At 74.4% G+C, this 16,139-nt stretch carries 13 protein-coding genes and 1 pseudogene; 6 read left to right on the top strand and 8 right to left on the bottom strand.

Annotated elements, in window-relative coordinates; all coding sequences use genetic code 11:
• Positions 1-4: 4 nt before the first annotated feature.
• The 4 genes from ACFZAX_RS03175 to ACFZAX_RS03160 are packed head-to-tail and all read left to right on the top strand — an operon-like array spanning position 5 to position 4,573.
• Positions 5-448: a GPW/gp25 family protein gene (locus tag ACFZAX_RS03175; protein WP_390958576.1), complete on the top strand. Its 444-nt coding sequence runs from the start codon at positions 5-7 to the stop codon at positions 446-448.
• A complete protein-coding gene (locus tag ACFZAX_RS03170; protein ID WP_390958574.1) occupies positions 448-2,439 on the top strand; it encodes a putative baseplate assembly protein in 1,992 nt (663 codons plus the stop codon). The genes ACFZAX_RS03175 and ACFZAX_RS03170 overlap by 1 nt, the downstream gene beginning before the upstream one ends.
• Positions 2,436-3,002 (top strand): phage tail protein, encoded by a 567-nt coding sequence (locus ACFZAX_RS03165; protein ID WP_390958572.1) that lies wholly within the window; start codon positions 2,436-2,438, stop codon positions 3,000-3,002. Before ACFZAX_RS03170 ends, ACFZAX_RS03165 begins: the two co-directional genes overlap by 4 nt.
• Positions 2,999-4,573 carry an NADase-type glycan-binding domain-containing protein gene (locus ACFZAX_RS03160; protein WP_390958570.1) on the top strand — a complete coding sequence of 525 codons (1,575 nt, stop codon included), beginning with the start codon at positions 2,999-3,001 and terminating at the stop codon, positions 4,571-4,573. The genes ACFZAX_RS03165 and ACFZAX_RS03160 overlap by 4 nt, the downstream gene beginning before the upstream one ends.
• Positions 4,574-4,804: 231 nt before the next feature.
• On the opposite strand, the gene menC is transcribed toward ACFZAX_RS03160, so the two are convergent.
• Together menC and ACFZAX_RS03150 are read right to left on the bottom strand one after the other, a co-directional pair.
• On the bottom strand, positions 4,805-5,926 hold the full coding sequence (gene menC, locus ACFZAX_RS03155; RefSeq protein WP_390958568.1) for an o-succinylbenzoate synthase: 1,122 nt from the start codon (positions 5,924-5,926) through the stop codon (positions 4,805-4,807).
• Positions 5,923-6,786 carry a chorismate synthase gene (locus tag ACFZAX_RS03150; RefSeq protein WP_390958566.1) on the bottom strand — a complete coding sequence of 288 codons (864 nt, stop codon included), beginning with the start codon at positions 6,784-6,786 and terminating at the stop codon, positions 5,923-5,925. Before ACFZAX_RS03150 ends, menC begins: the two co-directional genes overlap by 4 nt.
• Before the next feature lie 183 nt (positions 6,787-6,969).
• Between ACFZAX_RS03150 and ACFZAX_RS03145 the strand changes: the two genes are divergently transcribed.
• Positions 6,970-8,517, top strand: a complete 1,548-nt coding sequence (locus ACFZAX_RS03145) for a helix-turn-helix domain-containing protein (RefSeq protein WP_390958564.1) — start codon at positions 6,970-6,972, stop codon at positions 8,515-8,517.
• On the opposite strand, the gene dapE is transcribed toward ACFZAX_RS03145, so the two are convergent.
• The 4 genes from dapE to ACFZAX_RS03125 all read right to left on the bottom strand — a co-directional run bounded on the left by dapE (position 8,514) and on the right by ACFZAX_RS03125 (position 13,426).
• On the bottom strand, positions 8,514-9,614 hold the full coding sequence (gene dapE, locus ACFZAX_RS03140; RefSeq protein ID WP_390958562.1) for a succinyl-diaminopimelate desuccinylase: 1,101 nt from the start codon (positions 9,612-9,614) through the stop codon (positions 8,514-8,516). The genes ACFZAX_RS03145 and dapE overlap by 4 nt on opposite strands.
• Positions 9,611-11,077 carry an amino acid permease gene (locus tag ACFZAX_RS03135; protein ID WP_390958560.1) on the bottom strand — a complete coding sequence of 489 codons (1,467 nt, stop codon included), beginning with the start codon at positions 11,075-11,077 and terminating at the stop codon, positions 9,611-9,613. Before ACFZAX_RS03135 ends, dapE begins: the two co-directional genes overlap by 4 nt.
• A 463-nt stretch (positions 11,078-11,540) precedes the next feature.
• Positions 11,541-12,305: an alpha/beta fold hydrolase gene (locus ACFZAX_RS03130; RefSeq protein ID WP_390958558.1), complete on the bottom strand. Its 765-nt coding sequence runs from the start codon at positions 12,303-12,305 to the stop codon at positions 11,541-11,543.
• 125 nt (positions 12,306-12,430) lie between these two features.
• On the bottom strand, positions 12,431-13,426 hold the full coding sequence (locus ACFZAX_RS03125) for an AsnC family transcriptional regulator (protein WP_390958557.1): 996 nt from the start codon (positions 13,424-13,426) through the stop codon (positions 12,431-12,433).
• A gap of 146 nt (positions 13,427-13,572) precedes the next feature.
• Between ACFZAX_RS03125 and ACFZAX_RS03120 the strand changes: the two genes are divergently transcribed.
• The gene (locus ACFZAX_RS03120) at positions 13,573-15,081 is read left to right on the top strand and encodes an MFS transporter (RefSeq protein WP_390958555.1); all 1,509 of its coding nucleotides are present in this window, start codon (positions 13,573-13,575) and stop codon (positions 15,079-15,081) included.
• Here ACFZAX_RS03120 and ACFZAX_RS03115 read toward each other — a convergent pair.
• Positions 15,066-15,311: pseudogene (locus ACFZAX_RS03115) on the bottom strand (helix-turn-helix transcriptional regulator); the annotation flags it as partial. The gene ACFZAX_RS03120 and the pseudogene ACFZAX_RS03115 overlap by 16 nt on opposite strands.
• 22 nt (positions 15,312-15,333) lie before the next feature.
• Positions 15,334-16,014, bottom strand: coding sequence for a phosphotransferase (locus tag ACFZAX_RS03110; protein ID WP_390958553.1), 681 nt, complete (start codon positions 16,012-16,014; stop codon positions 15,334-15,336).
• Between the last annotated feature and the right edge of the window lie 125 nt (positions 16,015-16,139).

Genomic DNA, 16,139 nt, shown 5'->3' with positions numbered 1-16,139 from the left:
CCTGATGGCCGAGCAGTTCGTCGGGTCCGGCTGGTCCTTCCCCCTGCGCATCGGTCCCACCGGCGGGATCGCCCTGGTCAGCGGGGAACGGGAGGTCGAGGAGGCGATCCGGCTGGTCCTGTCGACGGCGCCCGGGGAACGGCCGATGCGGCCGGACTTCGGATGCGCCATCCAGGACCTGGTGTTCGCCCCGGTCAACGAGCAGACCGCGGGCCGGATCCAGCACGAGGTGTACGCCAGCCTCGACCGCTGGGAACCGCGCATCGAGGTCGACGACGTCGAGGTCACCGTGGGCTCCGACCAGTCCGTCCTCTACATCGACGTCCGCTACTCGATCCGCGGCACCAACAACCCCCGCAGCCTCGTCTTCCCGTTCTACGTCATCCCGTCCCACGACGAGCCCGACACCGGCCCCCGCCCGGACGACTCCCCCGAAAGCGACCGTTGATGGCCCTCCCCTCCCCGAACCTCGACGACCGCCGTTTCCAGCAGTTCGTCGACGACGCCAAGCGCTACATCCAGCAGCGCGCCCCGGAGTGGACCGACCACAACGTCTCCGACCCGGGCATCACCCTCGTCGAGACGGTCGCCCACATGGCCGACGAGGTCGTCTACCGGCTCAACCGGGTGCCGGAGAAGAACCACCTGGCCTTCCTGGACCTGGTCGGCATCACGTTGTTCCCGCCCTCCGCCGCCCGTACGGACGTGACGTTCTGGCTCTCCGCGCCGCAGGAGGAGCCGGTGACGGTACCGCTCGGTACCGAGGTGGCGACCCCGCGCACCGGCGACGAGGAGGCGGTCGTCTTCGCGACCGAGCGTGAACTCACCGTATGGAGCAGCTCGTTGAGCCACCTCCTGGTGCAACGGCAGGGCGGGGCGGCCCTGGACCGCACGCACGACCTCGCCGACGACGGGAAGGACGTGCTCTGCTTCTCCGAGTCGCCCTCCCCGGGCGACTGCATGCTGCTGGGCCTGACCAGCGCCGTGCCGCACTGCGCGGTCGCCCTGGAACTGGACAGCAGGGTCGACGGTGTCGGCGTGGACCCGCGGCAGCCGCCCCTGGTGTGGGAGGCGTGGACCGAGGACGGCTGGCAACTCTGCGAGGTCGACCGGGACGGCACCGGTGGCCTCAACCGGCCCGGAGAGGTGGTCCTGCACGTCCCCGGCGGGCACGTGCTCTCCCGCAACGCGGGCCAGGAGGCCGGCTGGCTGCGGTGCCGGGTCACCGAACCCCAGCCCGGCCAGCCCTTCTACACCACCTCGCCCACCGTCCGTTCCGCCGAGGGTTTCACCATCGGCGGGACCGCCCCGGTCGTCCACGCCGAGACGGTCTACGACGAAGCCCTCGGCGAGTCCACCGGGCTGCCCGGCCAGCGGCTGCGGCTCACGCACGCGCCCGTGGTCGGCGACACCCCGCCGGTGCTGCTCCAGACCGCCGAGCACGAGGGCTGGACGGACTGGGAGGTCGTCCCGCACTTCGCGGCCTCCGGCCCGGACGACCGCCACGTCACCGTGGATGCCGCCACCGGCGAGATCGCCTTCGGGCCCGCGGTGCGCGAACCCGACGGCACCCTGCGCCGGTACGGGATGGCCGCCCCCAAGGGCTCACCCGTCCGCGCCCACCGCTACCGCACCGGCGGCGGCCGGGCCGGCAACGTGGCGCGCGGCGCCGTGCAGGTCCTGCGCACCTCCATCCCGTACGTCTCCGAGGTCGTCAACCGTGAGGCCGCACGCGGCGGTGTGGACGGCGAGACGGTCGAGGAGGCGAAGGTCCGCGCCCCGATCACCCTGCGCGCCCAGGAGCGTGCGGTGACCCTGCGCGACTACGAGGAGCTGGCCCGCCGGGCCGCGCCCGAGACCGCGCGCATCACCTGCCTGGAGGGCGAGGAGAGCGAGTACGGCGCCTACGCGGTACGGGTGTTGGTGGTCCCGCAGGCCGTACCGGACCCGGGCGGACGCCTCCGGTTCGAGCAACTGGTGCCCGGTGACGCGCTGTTGGAACGCATCACCCGTCACCTGGACGAACGGCGCCTGATCGGGACCAGGTTGGCGGTCGGCCCGCCCTTCTACCAGGGCGTCACCGTCGTCGCCACCGTGCACGCCTTCCGGGGCGTCGACACCGACCTGGTACGCCGACGGGTCCACGACGCCCTCTACCAGCACCTCGACCCGCTGACCGGCGGCGCCGACGGCAGGGGCTGGCCGTTCGGACGGCCCGTCCAGGCAGGTGAGGCCTTCGCCGTGCTCCAGCGGATTCCCGGTGTCGAGCTGGTGGACGAGGTCGTGCTGTATCCCGCCGATCCGCTGACCGGGAAGCGCGGCGAGGCGACCAACCGCATCGACCTGTCGCCGCCGTCCCTGGTGTTCTCGTACGACCACCGCGTCCGCGTGATCGGGGACTCGGCGGACGGCGACCGCACCGGGGGGAGCCGCGGATGAGAGGCTCCATCGACGGACTCGGTTCGTCGGCGCCGATCGGCGCGATGCTGCCCGCCGTCTTCGCCGACGACGACCTCGCCCTGCGCTTCGTCGCCGGACTCGACGAGGTCGTCGCACCCATCCACACCGCGCTGGACTGCGTCGACTCCTACTTCCGGCCCTCGCTGGCACCCGTGGACTTCGTCCGGTGGCTCACCGCCTGGGTCGGCGCGGAGACCGACGGCACCGAACCCGAGGCGCTGCTGCGCACCGCCGTGGCGACCGCCGCGTACCTCCACCGCATCCGCGGCACCCGGCGCGGCCTGGCCGAGACGGTCCGGCTCGCCTTCGGCGTCGCACCGGAGATCAGCGAGAGCGGGGCGGCCGACTGGACCGCCCGCCCGCTCGGCCCGATCCCCGGCAGCCCGCGCCCCCATCTGCACGTACACCTGACGCTGCCCGATCCGACCACGGCGGACCACCACCGCCTGGACGGCATCGTGGCCGCCGCCCGGCCCGCCCACATGCCGTACACGGTCCAGGTGACCGCCGGCGATCCGTCCGAAAGGACCTCGGAGAGATGACCACGCAGAACTGCGCCGAATGCGGCACCCGCGCGGAACCGGGCCAGTCGTTCTGCGACGCGTGCGGGGCCGTACTGAGCTGGGCCGACCGCGGGGCGCCGGCCGCCGCCGCGAGCACCGCCCGCGCCCAGGGAGCGGCAGCCGGAGCGCCGTCGCAGGAGGCGGCGTCCGCCGGCCCGGCGACCCCGCCCCCGTCCGCCGGGCACGCGACGCCGCCCCCGTCCGCCGGCCGGGCCGCCGCATCCCCGTCCGCCGAACCCGGGTGGGACGCCTTCGCCCGCTCCGGCGGCGGCGCGGGGCTGCCCCGGCAGTCGCGGCAGCGACGGGACGCCGAGGGGAACGGTGCGCGCGATGAGGCGCACGACGGCGGACACGCCGCCCCGGCGGAGCGCACCCGGCCCTCCGCGCAGGGCGCGTACGACGACCGCGACGAGCCCGACACCCAGGAGGTCCCGGGGGTGACGGACGACTGGGCGGCCCGCATGGCGGCCAGGCGCGCCGACGGCGGAGCGGCCGGAGCGGCGGCGGACGACTGGCCGGCCGGAGCAGCCGGAGCGGCGGCGGACGACTGGCCCGTCGGAGCAGCCGGAGCGGTGGCGGACGACTGGCCCGTCGGAGCGGCGGCGGACGAAGGGCCCGCAGGAGCGGCCGACGGAGGAGCGGACGCGCGGGACATGTCGGACCGCGCCCGCCGGCTCATCGTCCCGGTCGCCGACCCCGGCCCCGTGGTGGCCCCGTCCGTCGCCCCGGTCCTGCCCGGCCGGCCGGCCCCCCAGCGCCCGCAGTCCGTACAGGCCCCGGGCGAGCAGCTCGGCTTCAACGGGGGCCTGCCCTGCCCCTGGTGCAGCACCCGGAACAGGCCCGACCGGCACTACTGCACCCGGTGCGCGATGCCCATGGCGGGGGACGAGCACGCGCCGGGCCGCCGACTGCCGTGGTGGCGCCGGCTGTTCGACTCCAGCAGCCGGGAGACCCCGTGGGCCGGCGACCGGCCCCGGGTGCGCCGTACCTTCGACCGCGTGCTGAGCTGGATCGGCGCGGCGATCGTGCTGACCCTGGTGATCGTGGCGGCCGTCCACATCCCCGACGGCATCCGGGCGACCCGCGACCACTTCGCCAAGCGCGCCCCCCTCTCCCCGGACCACGTCTCCGCTTCCCGCTCCTACTCGGGGCACAAGCCGGACTCCTCCTTCGACAAGATCGAGAACACCTGGTGGGGGCCGGGGGTCTCCGAGTCGGGCCAGGGCCAGTGGATCGAGGCATCCTTCGACTCCCCGACCCGGCTGCTGAACGTGCTGGTCACCCCGGGCGTCTCCAAGCGCGCCGACAAGAACACCGAGCAGGCCCTCCCGCACCGCATCGACGTCACCGTCACGCGGTCCAGCGGCGAGATCACGCACAGCCTGCTCACCCTGGACGACGGGGCGGGCAGCCAGGCACGCAACTTCCGTTACGACGACGTCACCAAGGTCCGCTTCACCATCGAGTCCGCGTACCACACCTCCCCGAAGAAGCAGGTCGCCGTCGCGGAGATCGAGTTCTTCGGGCCGTCGCACTCCGGCGACAACTGAGCACAAAAGCTTGGCCGGTGGCGGAGAATGCGCCTCTCCGATGCCAACGCGGAAGCCCGGACCGGGAGTTCTCCGGTCCGGGCTTCGGCATGCATGAGCGGCACCGCACGGGGCGGAGCCATCCGCCCCCGACGGCCGACCGTTTCCAGCTGGGACGGTAACCGGCGGAGAGGCGCGAGCTCGCCGGCCTGTGCCTGGCCGTCCGCCTCGGCGTGCGAAGCGGCCGGAGGCTCACCGCCCCGCGGAACCCCCGTACAGATCCCGCCGTGCCGTCGTGAAGCGACGCAGGGCGTCGGGGAGCGGGGTGACGCCGATGCCGGGGGAGGTGGGGACCGGCAGGTGGCCGTCCTGGAGGACGAACGGCTCGGTGATGTCCTCGGCGAAGTAACGGCTGGAGGCGGAGGTGTCGCCGGGCAGGGTGAAGCCGGGGAGCGCGGCGAGGGCCAGGTTGGGGGCGCGGCCGATGCCGGTCTCCAGCATGCCGCCGCACCAGGCGGGCACGCCGTGCGCGGCGGCGACGTCGTGCAGGCGGCGGGCCTCCAGGTAGCCGCCGACCCGGGCGGGCTTGACGTTGACGACCCGGCAGGCGTCCATGGCGATGGCCGAGGCGGTGTCGCGGGCGTTGTGCAGCGACTCGTCGAGGCAGACGGGGGTGGCGATGCGGCGCTGGAGGAGGGCGTGGGCGTGGAGGTTGTTCTCCTCCAGCGGCTCCTCGATGAGCAGCAGGCCGAACTCGTCCAGCCGGCGCAGGTGTTCGGCGTCGGCCAGGGTGTAGGCGGTGTTGGCGTCCACCTGGAGCGGCAGCGCGTCGCCGAACCGTGTCCGGACCGCGCGGACGGGCTCGACGTCCCAGCCGGGTTCGATCTTCAGCTTGATCCGGACGTATCCCTCGGCGAGGTAGCCCGCCACGTCGTCCAGGAGCTCGGGGACGGAGTCCTTGATGCCGACGGACACACCGGCGGGCACCCGGTCGCGGACGGCGCCGAGGTAGGTGGCGAGGGACATCTCGTGGGCCCGCAGCTCGGCGTCGAGCACGGCCGTCTCCAGGGCGGCCTTCGCCAACTCGTGGCCCTTGACCTTCGCCATGGCGGGGGCGAGGGCGGCCGTCGTCAGCCCGGGCCGGGCGGTGACCCGGGGGAGCAGGAAGTCGCGGATCACGGTCTCGGCGCCGGAGACGTACTCGGAGCAGTACAGCGGCTCGGGGTCGGCGGCGAACTCCGACCAGCCCTCCGCCTCGTCGGTGACGACGTGCAGCAGGAAGGTGTCCTTGGTGGTCATCGTTCCGAAGGAGGTACGGAACGGGGTGACCAGGGGAATGGCGACGTGGAGGAGTTCGACGCGGTCCAGCTTCATGCCGGGGAGCCTTCCTGGGCGGGCGCGGCGGCCGGGGTGTGCGGTGCGGCTGGGGTGAGGGTGTACCAGCCGTCGCGGGACATCGAGGTGGCGGTGTACCCGTCGGCGAACGCCCGGGTGAAGACCTCGCGGACGGCGTGGCGCCAGCGCAGCGCGAGCGCGGGGTCGGCGGCGCGCAGCCCCACGACGTCGTCGGGGACCCGGCAGCGGACGGTCTCCCCGGCGCGGACGGCGAGCGGGGCGCCGTCGGGCGCGGTGGCGAGGACGACGGGGGTACCGGCGGCGGGCTCCGCCGTCTGCGAGGGGGTACGTTCCCCGGCGGTCAGGTCCCAGGTGACGGTGAGGCGGTCGCTCTCGTCGCCGTCGTTCAGCCCGTCGGTCATCGGGCCGTAGAAGTCCACCAGGTACTCGGTGCCCGCACCGCCCAGCTTCACCAGGTTGAACCGGGCGTTGCGGCCCACCAGCGGGTCGAACGTCCAGCGCATGGTGCGGGCGCCCCGTTCGAGGGCCCAGACCCGCTGCGCCTCCTTCACGGCGAGCCCCACACCCCGGTCGCTGGTGCGGGCGGCGGCCACGAAGGAGTACACGTCCAGTGCCGACGGTTCCCCGAACACGGCGACGGCCGCGCCGCACAGCTCGCCCTGCTCCGTGTACGCGGCGTGCACCGCGCCGCCCGCGTGCACGAGGCTGTGCAGCACCTCGGCCGGGTAGGGCGGGGTGCTGCGCGGGGTCTGCCACACGTCGCTGAAGAAGTCGGCGACGGCCGCGATGCCGGGCACGTCGTGGACGGTGCGGGTGGTGACTCCGGCCGCGCGCGCGATGGTCGCGGCCCGGTCGCGTACTGAGGGTGTCGCTGTCATGTCTCGAGTCTCCGCGCGCCCTGCCCCCGACTGGTTGTCCGTAGGGACAACGGGCCCCTAGAGTCGTGTTGCGATCGGCCAAAGGCGGGTGGGCCGCCGAACCGCCGAACCGCCGAACCGCCGAACCGGCGGACCGGCGGACCGGCGAGCCACGTACCGAGCCCTGTGAATCGAGAGGCCCCCATGGACGCCCCCACCCTCAGCGATCTGCTCGACGTCCTCGGCGGGTCCTCCGTCCGGGCCGTCGCCTCCCCCGGCGGGCTCGGGGTGCGGGTCGGCGAGATCCTGCTGTACGACGCCGACGCGGCGCTCCCGCCCGCCCCGGGCGCCGTGCTCCTCGCGCTCGGGGTGCGCCCCCAGGCGGCGGGTCCCCTGCTGCACGCCGCGGCGGCGGCCGGCATGGCGGCCGTGGTCGTACGGGGTGCGGACGGACCCGCCGAGGCGGCCGAGGAGGCCGGGATCGCGCTGCTCGCCGTCGACGAGGACGCGGCCTGGCACCGGGTCCACCTGCTGCTGTCCTCGGCCGTCGGCGCACGGTCCGGGGGCACGCCCTCCGCCGCCGGGGACCTGTTCGCCCTGGCGGACGCCATCGCCGCAGCGACCGGCGGGGCCACCGCCGTCGAGGACCGGCGCCAGCGCATCCTCGCCTACTCCACTGTGTCCGGGCAGGTCGTGGACGAGGACCGGCGGCAGGGCATCCTCGGGCTGCAGGTCCCCGACAGTCCGGAGAACGCCGAGCAGTACCGGGCCGTGTTCGCCGCCCCGGCGCCCCTGCGGCTGCCCGCGCTCGACGCCGGCAGCCTGCCCCGGATCGCCGTCGCCGTGCGGGCGGGCGGCGAGACGCTCGGCTCCGTCTGGGTGGTCGACGACGGCGCTCTCGCCCCCGACGCGGAGGAGGCCCTCGCGCAGGGCGCCTCCACGGCGGCCCTGTTGCTGCTGCGGGCCCGCGCCGCCCAGGAGCTCGCCCGCCACCTCGGCGGTGACCTGCTGCGCCGGGTCCTGGACGGCACGGTCGACCCGGCCGGCGCCGCGCACCGCCTCGGGCTCGGCGCGGGCACCGATCCGGTGCGGGTGGCGGCGTTCGTCCCGGCGGGCGCCGGCACCGCGCCGGACGTCGAGCAGACGGCGTCGCGCCTGCTCGACCTCGTACGGCTCCAGTGCGAGGCGCGGTACGGGCGGCACGCCTGCGCCCTCCTCGACGGGGTGGTGTACGCACTGTTCCCGGCGGCCGGCGAGCGGGGCGCGGCCCGGCACCGGCAGCTCGCGCAGGACATCGTGGACCGGGCCGGACAGGCCCTGCGGATGCCCGTACGCGGCGGGCTGGGAGCCCTGGTCGCGGGGATGGCGCGGGTGGCGGACTCCCGGGCCGACGCCGACCTGGTCCTGCGCTGCGTCGACGAGAGGCGCCCGGTCGCACTGGTGGAGGACGTGGAGGCCCGGGTGGCCCTGCTGCGTCTCGCTGAACTGACGGCCGGAAAAAGGGAGTTCGAGGACGGTGCCTGGGCCCGGACGGTGGCGCACGACGCGGCGCACGGCACGGAGTACGCCCGCACGGTGCTGGCCTGGCTCGACGCGGGGTGCGACATGGCGGGCGCGGCCGAGCGGCTCGCCGTGCACCCCAACACCTGCCGCTACCGCCTCCGGCAGGCCAGGGAGCACGTCGGCCTGGACCTCGGCGACCCCGACGAGCGGCTGGTGCTCTGGCTGAGCGCCCGGCTGGCCTCCGACTAGGCGGAGGCCAGCCAGCCCGCGAGCCGCTCCTCGCACCGGGTGAGCTGGGCCACCGGGACGAACTCCCCGGGCGTGTGCGCCAAGGAGGGGTCGCCGGGGCCGAAGTTCAGTGCGGGAACGCCCAGTTCGGTGAACCGGGCCACGTCGGTCCAGCCCAGCTTGGGGCGCGGTTCGGCCCCGAGCACACCGACCAGCGAGGCGACCGCCGGGTGGTCGAGGCCCGGCAGCGCCCCCGCCACGGCCTCCGTCACCACGAACGCGTACTCCTCCGGCGGGAACCGGTCCGCCGGGAAGAGCGCCCGTACGTACTGTTCCGCCTCCTTCGGCGAACGGCTCGGCGCGAAGCGGGCGTTGAGGGAGACGACACAGCTGTCGGGGACGACGTTGCCGGCCACCCCGGCGCGGACCGAGACGGCGCTCAGCCCTTCCCGGTACTCCAGCCCGTCGATGAGGACCCGCTCCGGCGTGTGGTCGGCCAGGCGCTGGAGCACCGGCGCGGCGTGGTGTGCGGCGTTGACTCCCATCCAGGCGCGCGCGGTGTGGGCGCGGGCGCCCCGCACGGTGATGTCGGCGCTCAGCACACCCTGGCAGCCGGCCTCGACCCCCGCGTCGGACGGCTCCATCAGGATCGCGAGATCGGCGTCGAGCAGCAGCCCGGGGCGTTCGGCGGCGATGCGGTGCAGCCCGTTGCGGTCGCCCTCGACCTCCTCGCACTCGTAGAAGACGTAGGTGAGGTCCCGGACCGGTGCGGTGAGCGCTGCCGCCAGCCGCAGGGCGACCGCGACGCCGCCCTTCATGTCGCAGGCGCCGAGTCCGTACAGCCGCTCGCCGTCGAGCCGGGCGGGCAGGTTGTCCGCGGCGGGCACGGTGTCGAGGTGGCCGGCGAGGATCACCCGCTCGGGGCGGCCGAGCGACGTGCGGGCGACGACGGAGTGGCCGATCCGCTCCACGCTCAGGTGGGGGAGGGCGCGCAGGGCGGCTTCGACGGCATCCGCCAGGGGACCCTCCTCGCCGCTCTCGGAGGGGAGGTCGACGAGGGAGCGGGTCAGCGCGACGACGTCGGAGGTGAGGTCGAGGGGTGCGGGGGCCGGGGTCACGACCGGTCCTCCTTCGACCGCTCGCCGGCCTTCGTGCCGTTCAGCGCGGAGTGCTTCATCCCGTACAGGGCGTAGACGGCCAGTCCGACGGCCATCCACACCGCGAAGGTGATCCAGGTGTCCGAGCCGAGGCTGAAGAGCATGTACACGCAGCAGATCACGCCGAGTACCGGCACCACCGGCGAGAACGGCACCCGGAAGCTGCGGGGCGCGTCGGGGTTGCGGCGGCGCAGCAGGATGACGGCGACGTTGACCAGGCCGAACGCGAAGAGGGTGCCGATGCTGGTGGCGTCGGCGAGGCTGCCCAGCGGGACGAGCGCCGCGAGTACGGCGATGAACGAGGAGACGATCACCGTGTTGGCGCGCGGCACCCCGCTCTTCGCGTGGACCCGGGAGAAGACCGGCGGCATCAGTCCGTCGCGGGACATGGAGAACAGGATGCGGATCTGCCCGTACTGCACGGTGAGCACGACGCTGGTGGTCGCCACGACCGCGCCGATCGACAGCAGGATCGGCCAGAGGCTGCCGCCGCCGACGGCCCGCACTAGGACCTCGCTGAGCGTGGCCTCGGTGCCCTCGAAGAGGCCCCACGGCATCGCGCCGAGCGCGGCCACCGCGACCACGACGTAGAGGAAGGTGACCAGGGCCAGCGAGAGGATGATCGCCCGCGGCAGGTCGCGCTGCGGGTTCTTCGCCTCCTCGCCGGCGGTCGAGGCGGCGTCGAAGCCGATGTACGAGAAGAAGAGCGAGGCGGCACCCGCGCTCATCCCGGCGGCGCCGAGCGGGAAGAGCGGCGTGAAGTTGCCCGCGCGGAACGCGGTGAACGCGACGGCGCAGAACATCACCAGGGCGGCCACCTTCACGCCCACCATGATCACGTTGGCGACCGCGCTCTCCTTGGCACCGCGCAGCAGCACCACCATGGAGAGGACGACGATGACGGCGGCCGGCACGTTGACGACCCCGCCCGCACCGGGCGGGGCGGCGAGGGCGTCGGGGAGGGTGACGCCGAAGACCAGGTCGAGCAGCTCGTTGACGTACTGGCCCCAGCCCACGGCGACCGCCGCGACCGACACCCCGTACTCCAGGATGAGACACCAGCCGCACACCCAGGCGACGAGCTCCCCGAGGGTGGCGTACGCGTAGCTGTACGAGGACCCCGAGCGCGGGATCATGCCCGCGAGCTCGGCGTACGACAGGGCCGAGAAGAGCGCGGTGACGCCCGCCAGGAGGAAGGAGACGATGATCGCGGGGCCCGCCTCGGGCACCGCCTCGCCGAGGACGACGAAGATGCCGGTGCCGAGGGTCGCGCCGACGGAGAGCAGGGTCAGCTGCCACATGCCCATGGTGCGCCGCAGCTCGCTGCCGGACGGCACGTCGGCGGACACGTCCTGCCGCCTGGTCAGCCTGTGCTTCAGGCCGCCACCGGGACCGTTGCCCGGCATCGTCCGGACCGTCTCCATGGCACCGCTCCTCTCGCCCCGCGCTGGTTGGTGCGTCCGGCGGATGACGGCCGGACGCCACTGGTCGTCGACCTGATCATGCTGAGTGCCGACCGTGCGGGGGGGAGAATATCCGCCAGAAAGTCACCGGGTGCTTTGGCCATTCGGCCAATGAGGACCGGGGCGGGTGATCGACAGGCGCCGCAGCCCACACCGGCGGAACGACTGCATCCGCTTCGGCGCCGACCGGCCGGAGTGGCCGCGGGAGTGGCGGCATCCTCGCGGGTCACCGCCAACTCGTCGGCAGCGCCCCGCCGCTGGGCAGACCGGGCGGCGCGGGGCTGAGCCGGGCCCGTGCCTGCGGTGTGCCGCCCGGTCGCCGGACGGGGCGGGCCGAGGAGCCGGGCCGGGCGGGCCTTTGGCGGTCATGCCCGCCCGGCGGGTGCGGGGGTGGACGTGACGCACTCCACGCCCCCGGGGGCTGTTACACGGCGATGCGCGCCAGGGTGCCGGTGATCGTCGCGAGGACGGCGGGGGACTCGGCCTCCAGGAAGAAGTGGCCGCCGGGGAAGGTGTGCACGGTGCAGGTGCCGGTGGTGTGGTGGCGCCAGGCGTCGGCCTCCTCGGCGGTGGTGAGCGGGTCCTCGGAACCGGTCAGCACGGTGAGGGGGGAACGCAGGACGGTGCCCGGCGGGCAGCGGTAGCTTTCGAGGGCGCGGTAGTCGCCACGGACGGCGGGCAGCACCAGGCCGACGATCTCGGGGTCCGCCAGCAGCTCGGTGTGCGTCCCGCCGAGCCGCCTGATCCGCGCGACGAGACCCGCGTCGTCCAGCGAGCCGACCGGCTGCCCCGGCGGGCGGTGGGTGTCCGGGGCGCTGCGGCCGGAGAGGAAGAGCATCAACGGCGGCTCGGCGCCGCTCAGTTCCCGCAACCTGGCCACCTCGAACGCCAGCGAGGCGCCCATGCTGTGGCCGAAGAAGGCCAACGGGCCCGGCAGGGCCAGAAGTTCGCGGCTGATCGTCTCGGCGATCTCGCCGAGGTCCTCGACGCACGGCTCGGAGAAGCGGTCCTGCCGCCCCGGGTACTGGACCGCCACCACCCCGACCGTGGGCGCGAGGGCTGCCGAGAACGGGTGGAACCAGCCGGCGGAGCCGCCGGCGTGCGGGAAGCACACCAGGGTCACGGCATCCGCCCCTGCGGCGTGGTAGCGGCGGAGCCAGGGGGTGTTCCCCGTGTGCGGTGCGGTCATCTTGCTGCCTCTTCCCGTCCGTTCCCTTGCCGGGACACGTTTCCCCGCATTCTCTCGCGGGCGGCCCGTACTGGATTCCGTACGTGATCAATGCCCATCGGCACGCGCGGGACACCGCCCACCGTTCACCCCCAGCCGCTGCGGAGCGTCGCCGCCGCCTTGTACGTACGCAGCACCGGGGCGGTCTCGATCCGGTGGATGGTGCTCCAGGCCACCTTCCGGGTCAGATAGCGGTGCAGCTCGTCGGTGTCCCGGCAGAGCGCCTGGGCGACCAGGTTGGTGGGGCCGGTGGTGGCCACCACCATCGCCAACTCCTCGTGCTGCGCCAGCGCGTGGGCGACCTCGTCCAGGTGCGCGGGGGCCACCTGCATCCAGAGCAGCGCCGAGACGGTCGCGCCCAGCAGCGCCGGGTCCACGTCCACGTCGAAGAAGAGCGCGCCGCGCGCCCGCAGTTCGGCGAGTCGCCGGGTCACCGTGGACGCGGTCGAGCCGGTGGCGGCGGCGAGGTCGGCGTAGCCGGCCCGGGCGTCGTCGCGCAACGCCTCCAGGAGCAGCCGGTCGGCGTCGGTCAACAGGTAGGCGGACGTGGCCGGCCCGGGGGCCGTACCGGCGCCCGGGACGCCCTCGGCGCCCAGCCGCGTCTGCTGTTCGGCGTCGAGCGCGTCGACCCTGCCCCGCCAGGCGGTCGGGCCTCCGAGGTAGGTGTGCAGCAGGTAGTGAGCGGAGACCGCGGTGATTCCGGCGGTGCGCGGAATGTCCCGGAGCAGCAGAGCGTGGGCGTCCGGGCCCGCCGGGGTGGTGCGGATGACGGCCACGATCTCGGTGCCGCCGGAGGCGAGCCGTACCCAGGAGGTGTCGGGGCGGCGGGCGAGCGCGAGGGCGATGTCGTGCGCGGTGCGGGTCGCGGCAGTGAGCCGCACGAGCCACTGGTGGGTGCCCGAGCTGCGCGGCGAGGGGAGCGCGACCACGCGCAGACCCGCCTGCGCGTGCAGCCGCCGGTAGCGGCGGACCACGGTCTGTGTGGAACAGCCGAGGACTTCGGCGACGAGCGTGAACGGCGCCCGCCCGTTCACGTGCAGGGCGTGGACCAGGCGGCGGTCCAGGTCATCCAGTACGAGCACATCCACCAAAGTAGCCGAGCCGGATGGAAGTAATCACGGTTTCCGGCTTCGGGATTGGAATCCGGTAAGGGCGTCGCGGAACCCTGGTCCCCTGCCACGGCTCGCCGGGCACCGGCCGCCGTCACCCGTTCCACGGAGGGAGCGCCATGTCCCGTACGTCGTGCCGCAGCACACCCACCGGTCCCGCCCCGGACCCGGTGCCGGACACCCCCTGTCCGCAGCGCTGGTCCGCCCTGGTCGCGGTGCTGGTCGCCGAGGCCATGAACCTGCTGGACGCCACGATCGTCCAGGTCGCGGCACCGGTGGTGCACGCCCGTCTCGGCGGAGCGGAGGCCACCATCCCGTGGTTCAGCGCCGCGTACACCCTCGCGTTCGCGCTGGCGCTGCTGACCGGTGCCCGCCTGGGAGACCGGGCCGGGCGGCGCCGGGTCTTCCGTATCGGCGTGGTGGCCTTCGCGGTCACCTCGGCGGCCTGCGCGTGCGCCCCCGGCCCGGAGGCGCTGATCGGACTGCGCGCGCTCCAGGGTGCCGCCGCCGCACTGATCGTCCCGCAGACCTTCGGGCTGATACGGGCGATGTTCGACGGTGAGGAGCTGCCCAGGGCGCTCGGTGCGATCGGCCCGGTCATGGGCCTGTCCGCCGTGCTCGGACCGGTGCTCGGCGGCGTACTGACCCATGCCGACGTGCTCGGCTCGTCCTGGCGCGCGGTCTTCCTCGTCAACCTCCCGCTCGCCGCCGTCGTGCTGTTCCTCGCGCCGCGTCTGCGCGAGGACCGGGCCCCGGTCCGCCCGCGCCTGGACCCGGCCGGGACCGTGCTGGCGGCGGCGGGCATCGCCCTGGTGGTGTGCCCGCTGACCGGCGGTACGGGCACCCCGGGACCCGCCGCCTGGGCGAGCGCGGGGACGGGAGTCCTCGTCCTCGCGGGGTTCGTCGTCCAGCAGCGCCGTACCGCCCGCCGGGGCCGGGCTCCGCTGGTCGAACCGGCTCTGCTGCGGGGTCGCGCGTTCCCGGCGGCGCTCGGCACCTCGACGCTCTTCTTCGCGGTGATGAACGCCGTCATGATCGTGGTGGTGCTCCACCTGGAACTGGGCCTGGGCCGCGGGCCGCTCGCCGCCGGGCTGACCCTGCTGCCCTGGTCGGTGGGGCTGGCCGCCGGTTCCTGGGTGGCCGGCGACCGGCTCGTCCCCCGGTACGGGAGCGCGTGCGTGCTGCACTCCGGCACCGCGGTCCTCGCGGCCGGTCTCCTGGCGGCCTTCCTCGCGTACGGGGCGAGCGGCCCCGACGCGTACCCGGTGTTTCTGCCGGCCGCGCTCGTCGTCGCCGGCGTGGGCACCGGACTGTTCACGACCCCGTTCTTCACCGTGGCGCTCAGCGGGGTCGGGCCGCAGGAGACCGGCACGGCCGCCGGACTCCTCAACGCCGTCCAGCAGCTCGGTGGCACCCTCGGTGTCGCGGTCGTCGGCGGTGTCTACCTCGCCGGTACGGCCGGCGGTACGGCGGAGGCGCTCGCCGGTACGGACGCTCCGCGCGCCGCCGTGCGGGCCGCCCTGCTCGTCGCCGGGGCGATCCTGGCGGCGACGGCCCTCGCGGCCGCCGCGATGACCTCCGGCCGGGGCTCGGCCGGCGCCTCCGTCCCCGGTCAGCCGCGCAAGTAGGCCAGTACGGCAAGCACCCGGCGGTTCGTCTCCTCGGACAGGGTGAGGCCGAGCTTGGTCAGGATCGAGCCGAAGTGCTTGCTGACCGTGCCCTCGTTGACGCTGAGGGCGTCGGCGATCGACGCGTTGGACCGGCCCTCCGCCATCAGCGCGAGGACCTCCTGTTCGCGCGGGGTGAGCCGGGCGAGCGGGTCGCGGCGGCGGCGGCGGATGAGCCGGCGGACCACCGCGGCCCCGCCCGCCGCCGTCCCGTCACTTCCCGTGCGCGGCCACCAGCGCCGCCGCCTCGCCCAGAACGGCCTGTTCGGCGACGGAGAGGTACGGGTCCGACGAGCGGCGGGCGACGGCCCCGGCGAGGTCCTCCCCGGCGATCCCCCCGTCACCGGCCATGGCGTCGAGCAGCGCGGTGAGCACGAGGCCCACCCCCTCCGCCCCCGGGAAGCCGGGGGTGAGGGAGACCTGCGCCAGGATCAGTGCCGACATGGCGCGGTCCGTCCCGGGCGAGCCCTCGGTGGTGTTGCTCCAGTCGATCACCACCGGACCGTGGCCGGTCAGCATCACGTTCTCGGGGTGCAGGTCGAGATGGAGGATGCGGACCTCCGGATCGGGGGAGAGGCGCGGCGGCAGCGCGTGCAGCTCCCGCAGCAGTCCGGCGATCATCTCGCCGCCCTGCCGGGCGTCCAGGGAACCGGTCCGGAGCGCCTCGGCCATGGTGGGACCGGTCAGCCGCTGCATCACGAGATCGCCGGGGCCCGCCCCCTCGGCCGGCGGCCCGATGCGCGGGACCGGGAAGCCGAACGCGGAGAGGTAGGACATCACCGCCAGCTCGGGGGTGGTGTCGGCGTCGTCGCGGTAGCGGCGCAGGACCCAGGAGTCGTCGAGTGCGTACACGTCGGCGCTGCGTCCCGAGCCCAGTGGCTGACCAGTGTCCATGGCGCCGAACCTACCCGCGCGCACGGGGGTTGGGGAGCCGTGCGGGGAACCGGGTCCCGCCCGTCCGTCCCGGCGCCGGACAACCGCCGGGAAATCGCTCGGCGTTCGCATGAAACATTTCCCCG

It is taken from the genome of Streptomyces sp. NPDC008125 (genome assembly GCF_042957125.1).
GTDB lineage: Bacteria > Actinomycetota > Actinomycetes > Streptomycetales > Streptomycetaceae > Streptomyces.
The sequence above is the reverse complement of the archived record's forward strand: the minus strand, read 5'-3'. Positions and strand labels throughout refer to the sequence as shown.

What these genes read in the sequence shown, in the direction of transcription:
- ACFZAX_RS03145 (WP_390958564.1), top strand. Translation starts at nt 6,970, where the DNA reads ATGGACGCCCCCACCCTCAGCGATCTGCTCGACGTCCTCGGCGGGTCC.
- ACFZAX_RS03150 (WP_390958566.1), bottom strand. Translation starts at nt 6,786, where the DNA reads ATGACAGCGACACCCTCAGTACGCGACCGGGCCGCGACCATCGCGCGC.
- ACFZAX_RS03160 (WP_390958570.1), top strand. Translation starts at nt 2,999, where the DNA reads ATGACCACGCAGAACTGCGCCGAATGCGGCACCCGCGCGGAACCGGGC.
- ACFZAX_RS03120 (WP_390958555.1), top strand. Translation starts at nt 13,573, where the DNA reads ATGTCCCGTACGTCGTGCCGCAGCACACCCACCGGTCCCGCCCCGGAC.
- menC (WP_390958568.1), bottom strand. Translation starts at nt 5,926, where the DNA reads ATGAAGCTGGACCGCGTCGAACTCCTCCACGTCGCCATTCCCCTGGTC.
- ACFZAX_RS03135 (WP_390958560.1), bottom strand. Translation starts at nt 11,077, where the DNA reads ATGGAGACGGTCCGGACGATGCCGGGCAACGGTCCCGGTGGCGGCCTG.
- ACFZAX_RS03130 (WP_390958558.1), bottom strand. Translation starts at nt 12,305, where the DNA reads ATGACCGCACCGCACACGGGGAACACCCCCTGGCTCCGCCGCTACCAC.
- ACFZAX_RS03165 (WP_390958572.1), top strand. Translation starts at nt 2,436, where the DNA reads ATGAGAGGCTCCATCGACGGACTCGGTTCGTCGGCGCCGATCGGCGCG.
- ACFZAX_RS03175 (WP_390958576.1), top strand. Translation starts at nt 5, where the DNA reads ATGGCCGAGCAGTTCGTCGGGTCCGGCTGGTCCTTCCCCCTGCGCATC.
- ACFZAX_RS03170 (WP_390958574.1), top strand. Translation starts at nt 448, where the DNA reads ATGGCCCTCCCCTCCCCGAACCTCGACGACCGCCGTTTCCAGCAGTTC.
- ACFZAX_RS03110 (WP_390958553.1), bottom strand. Translation starts at nt 16,014, where the DNA reads ATGGACACTGGTCAGCCACTGGGCTCGGGACGCAGCGCCGACGTGTAC.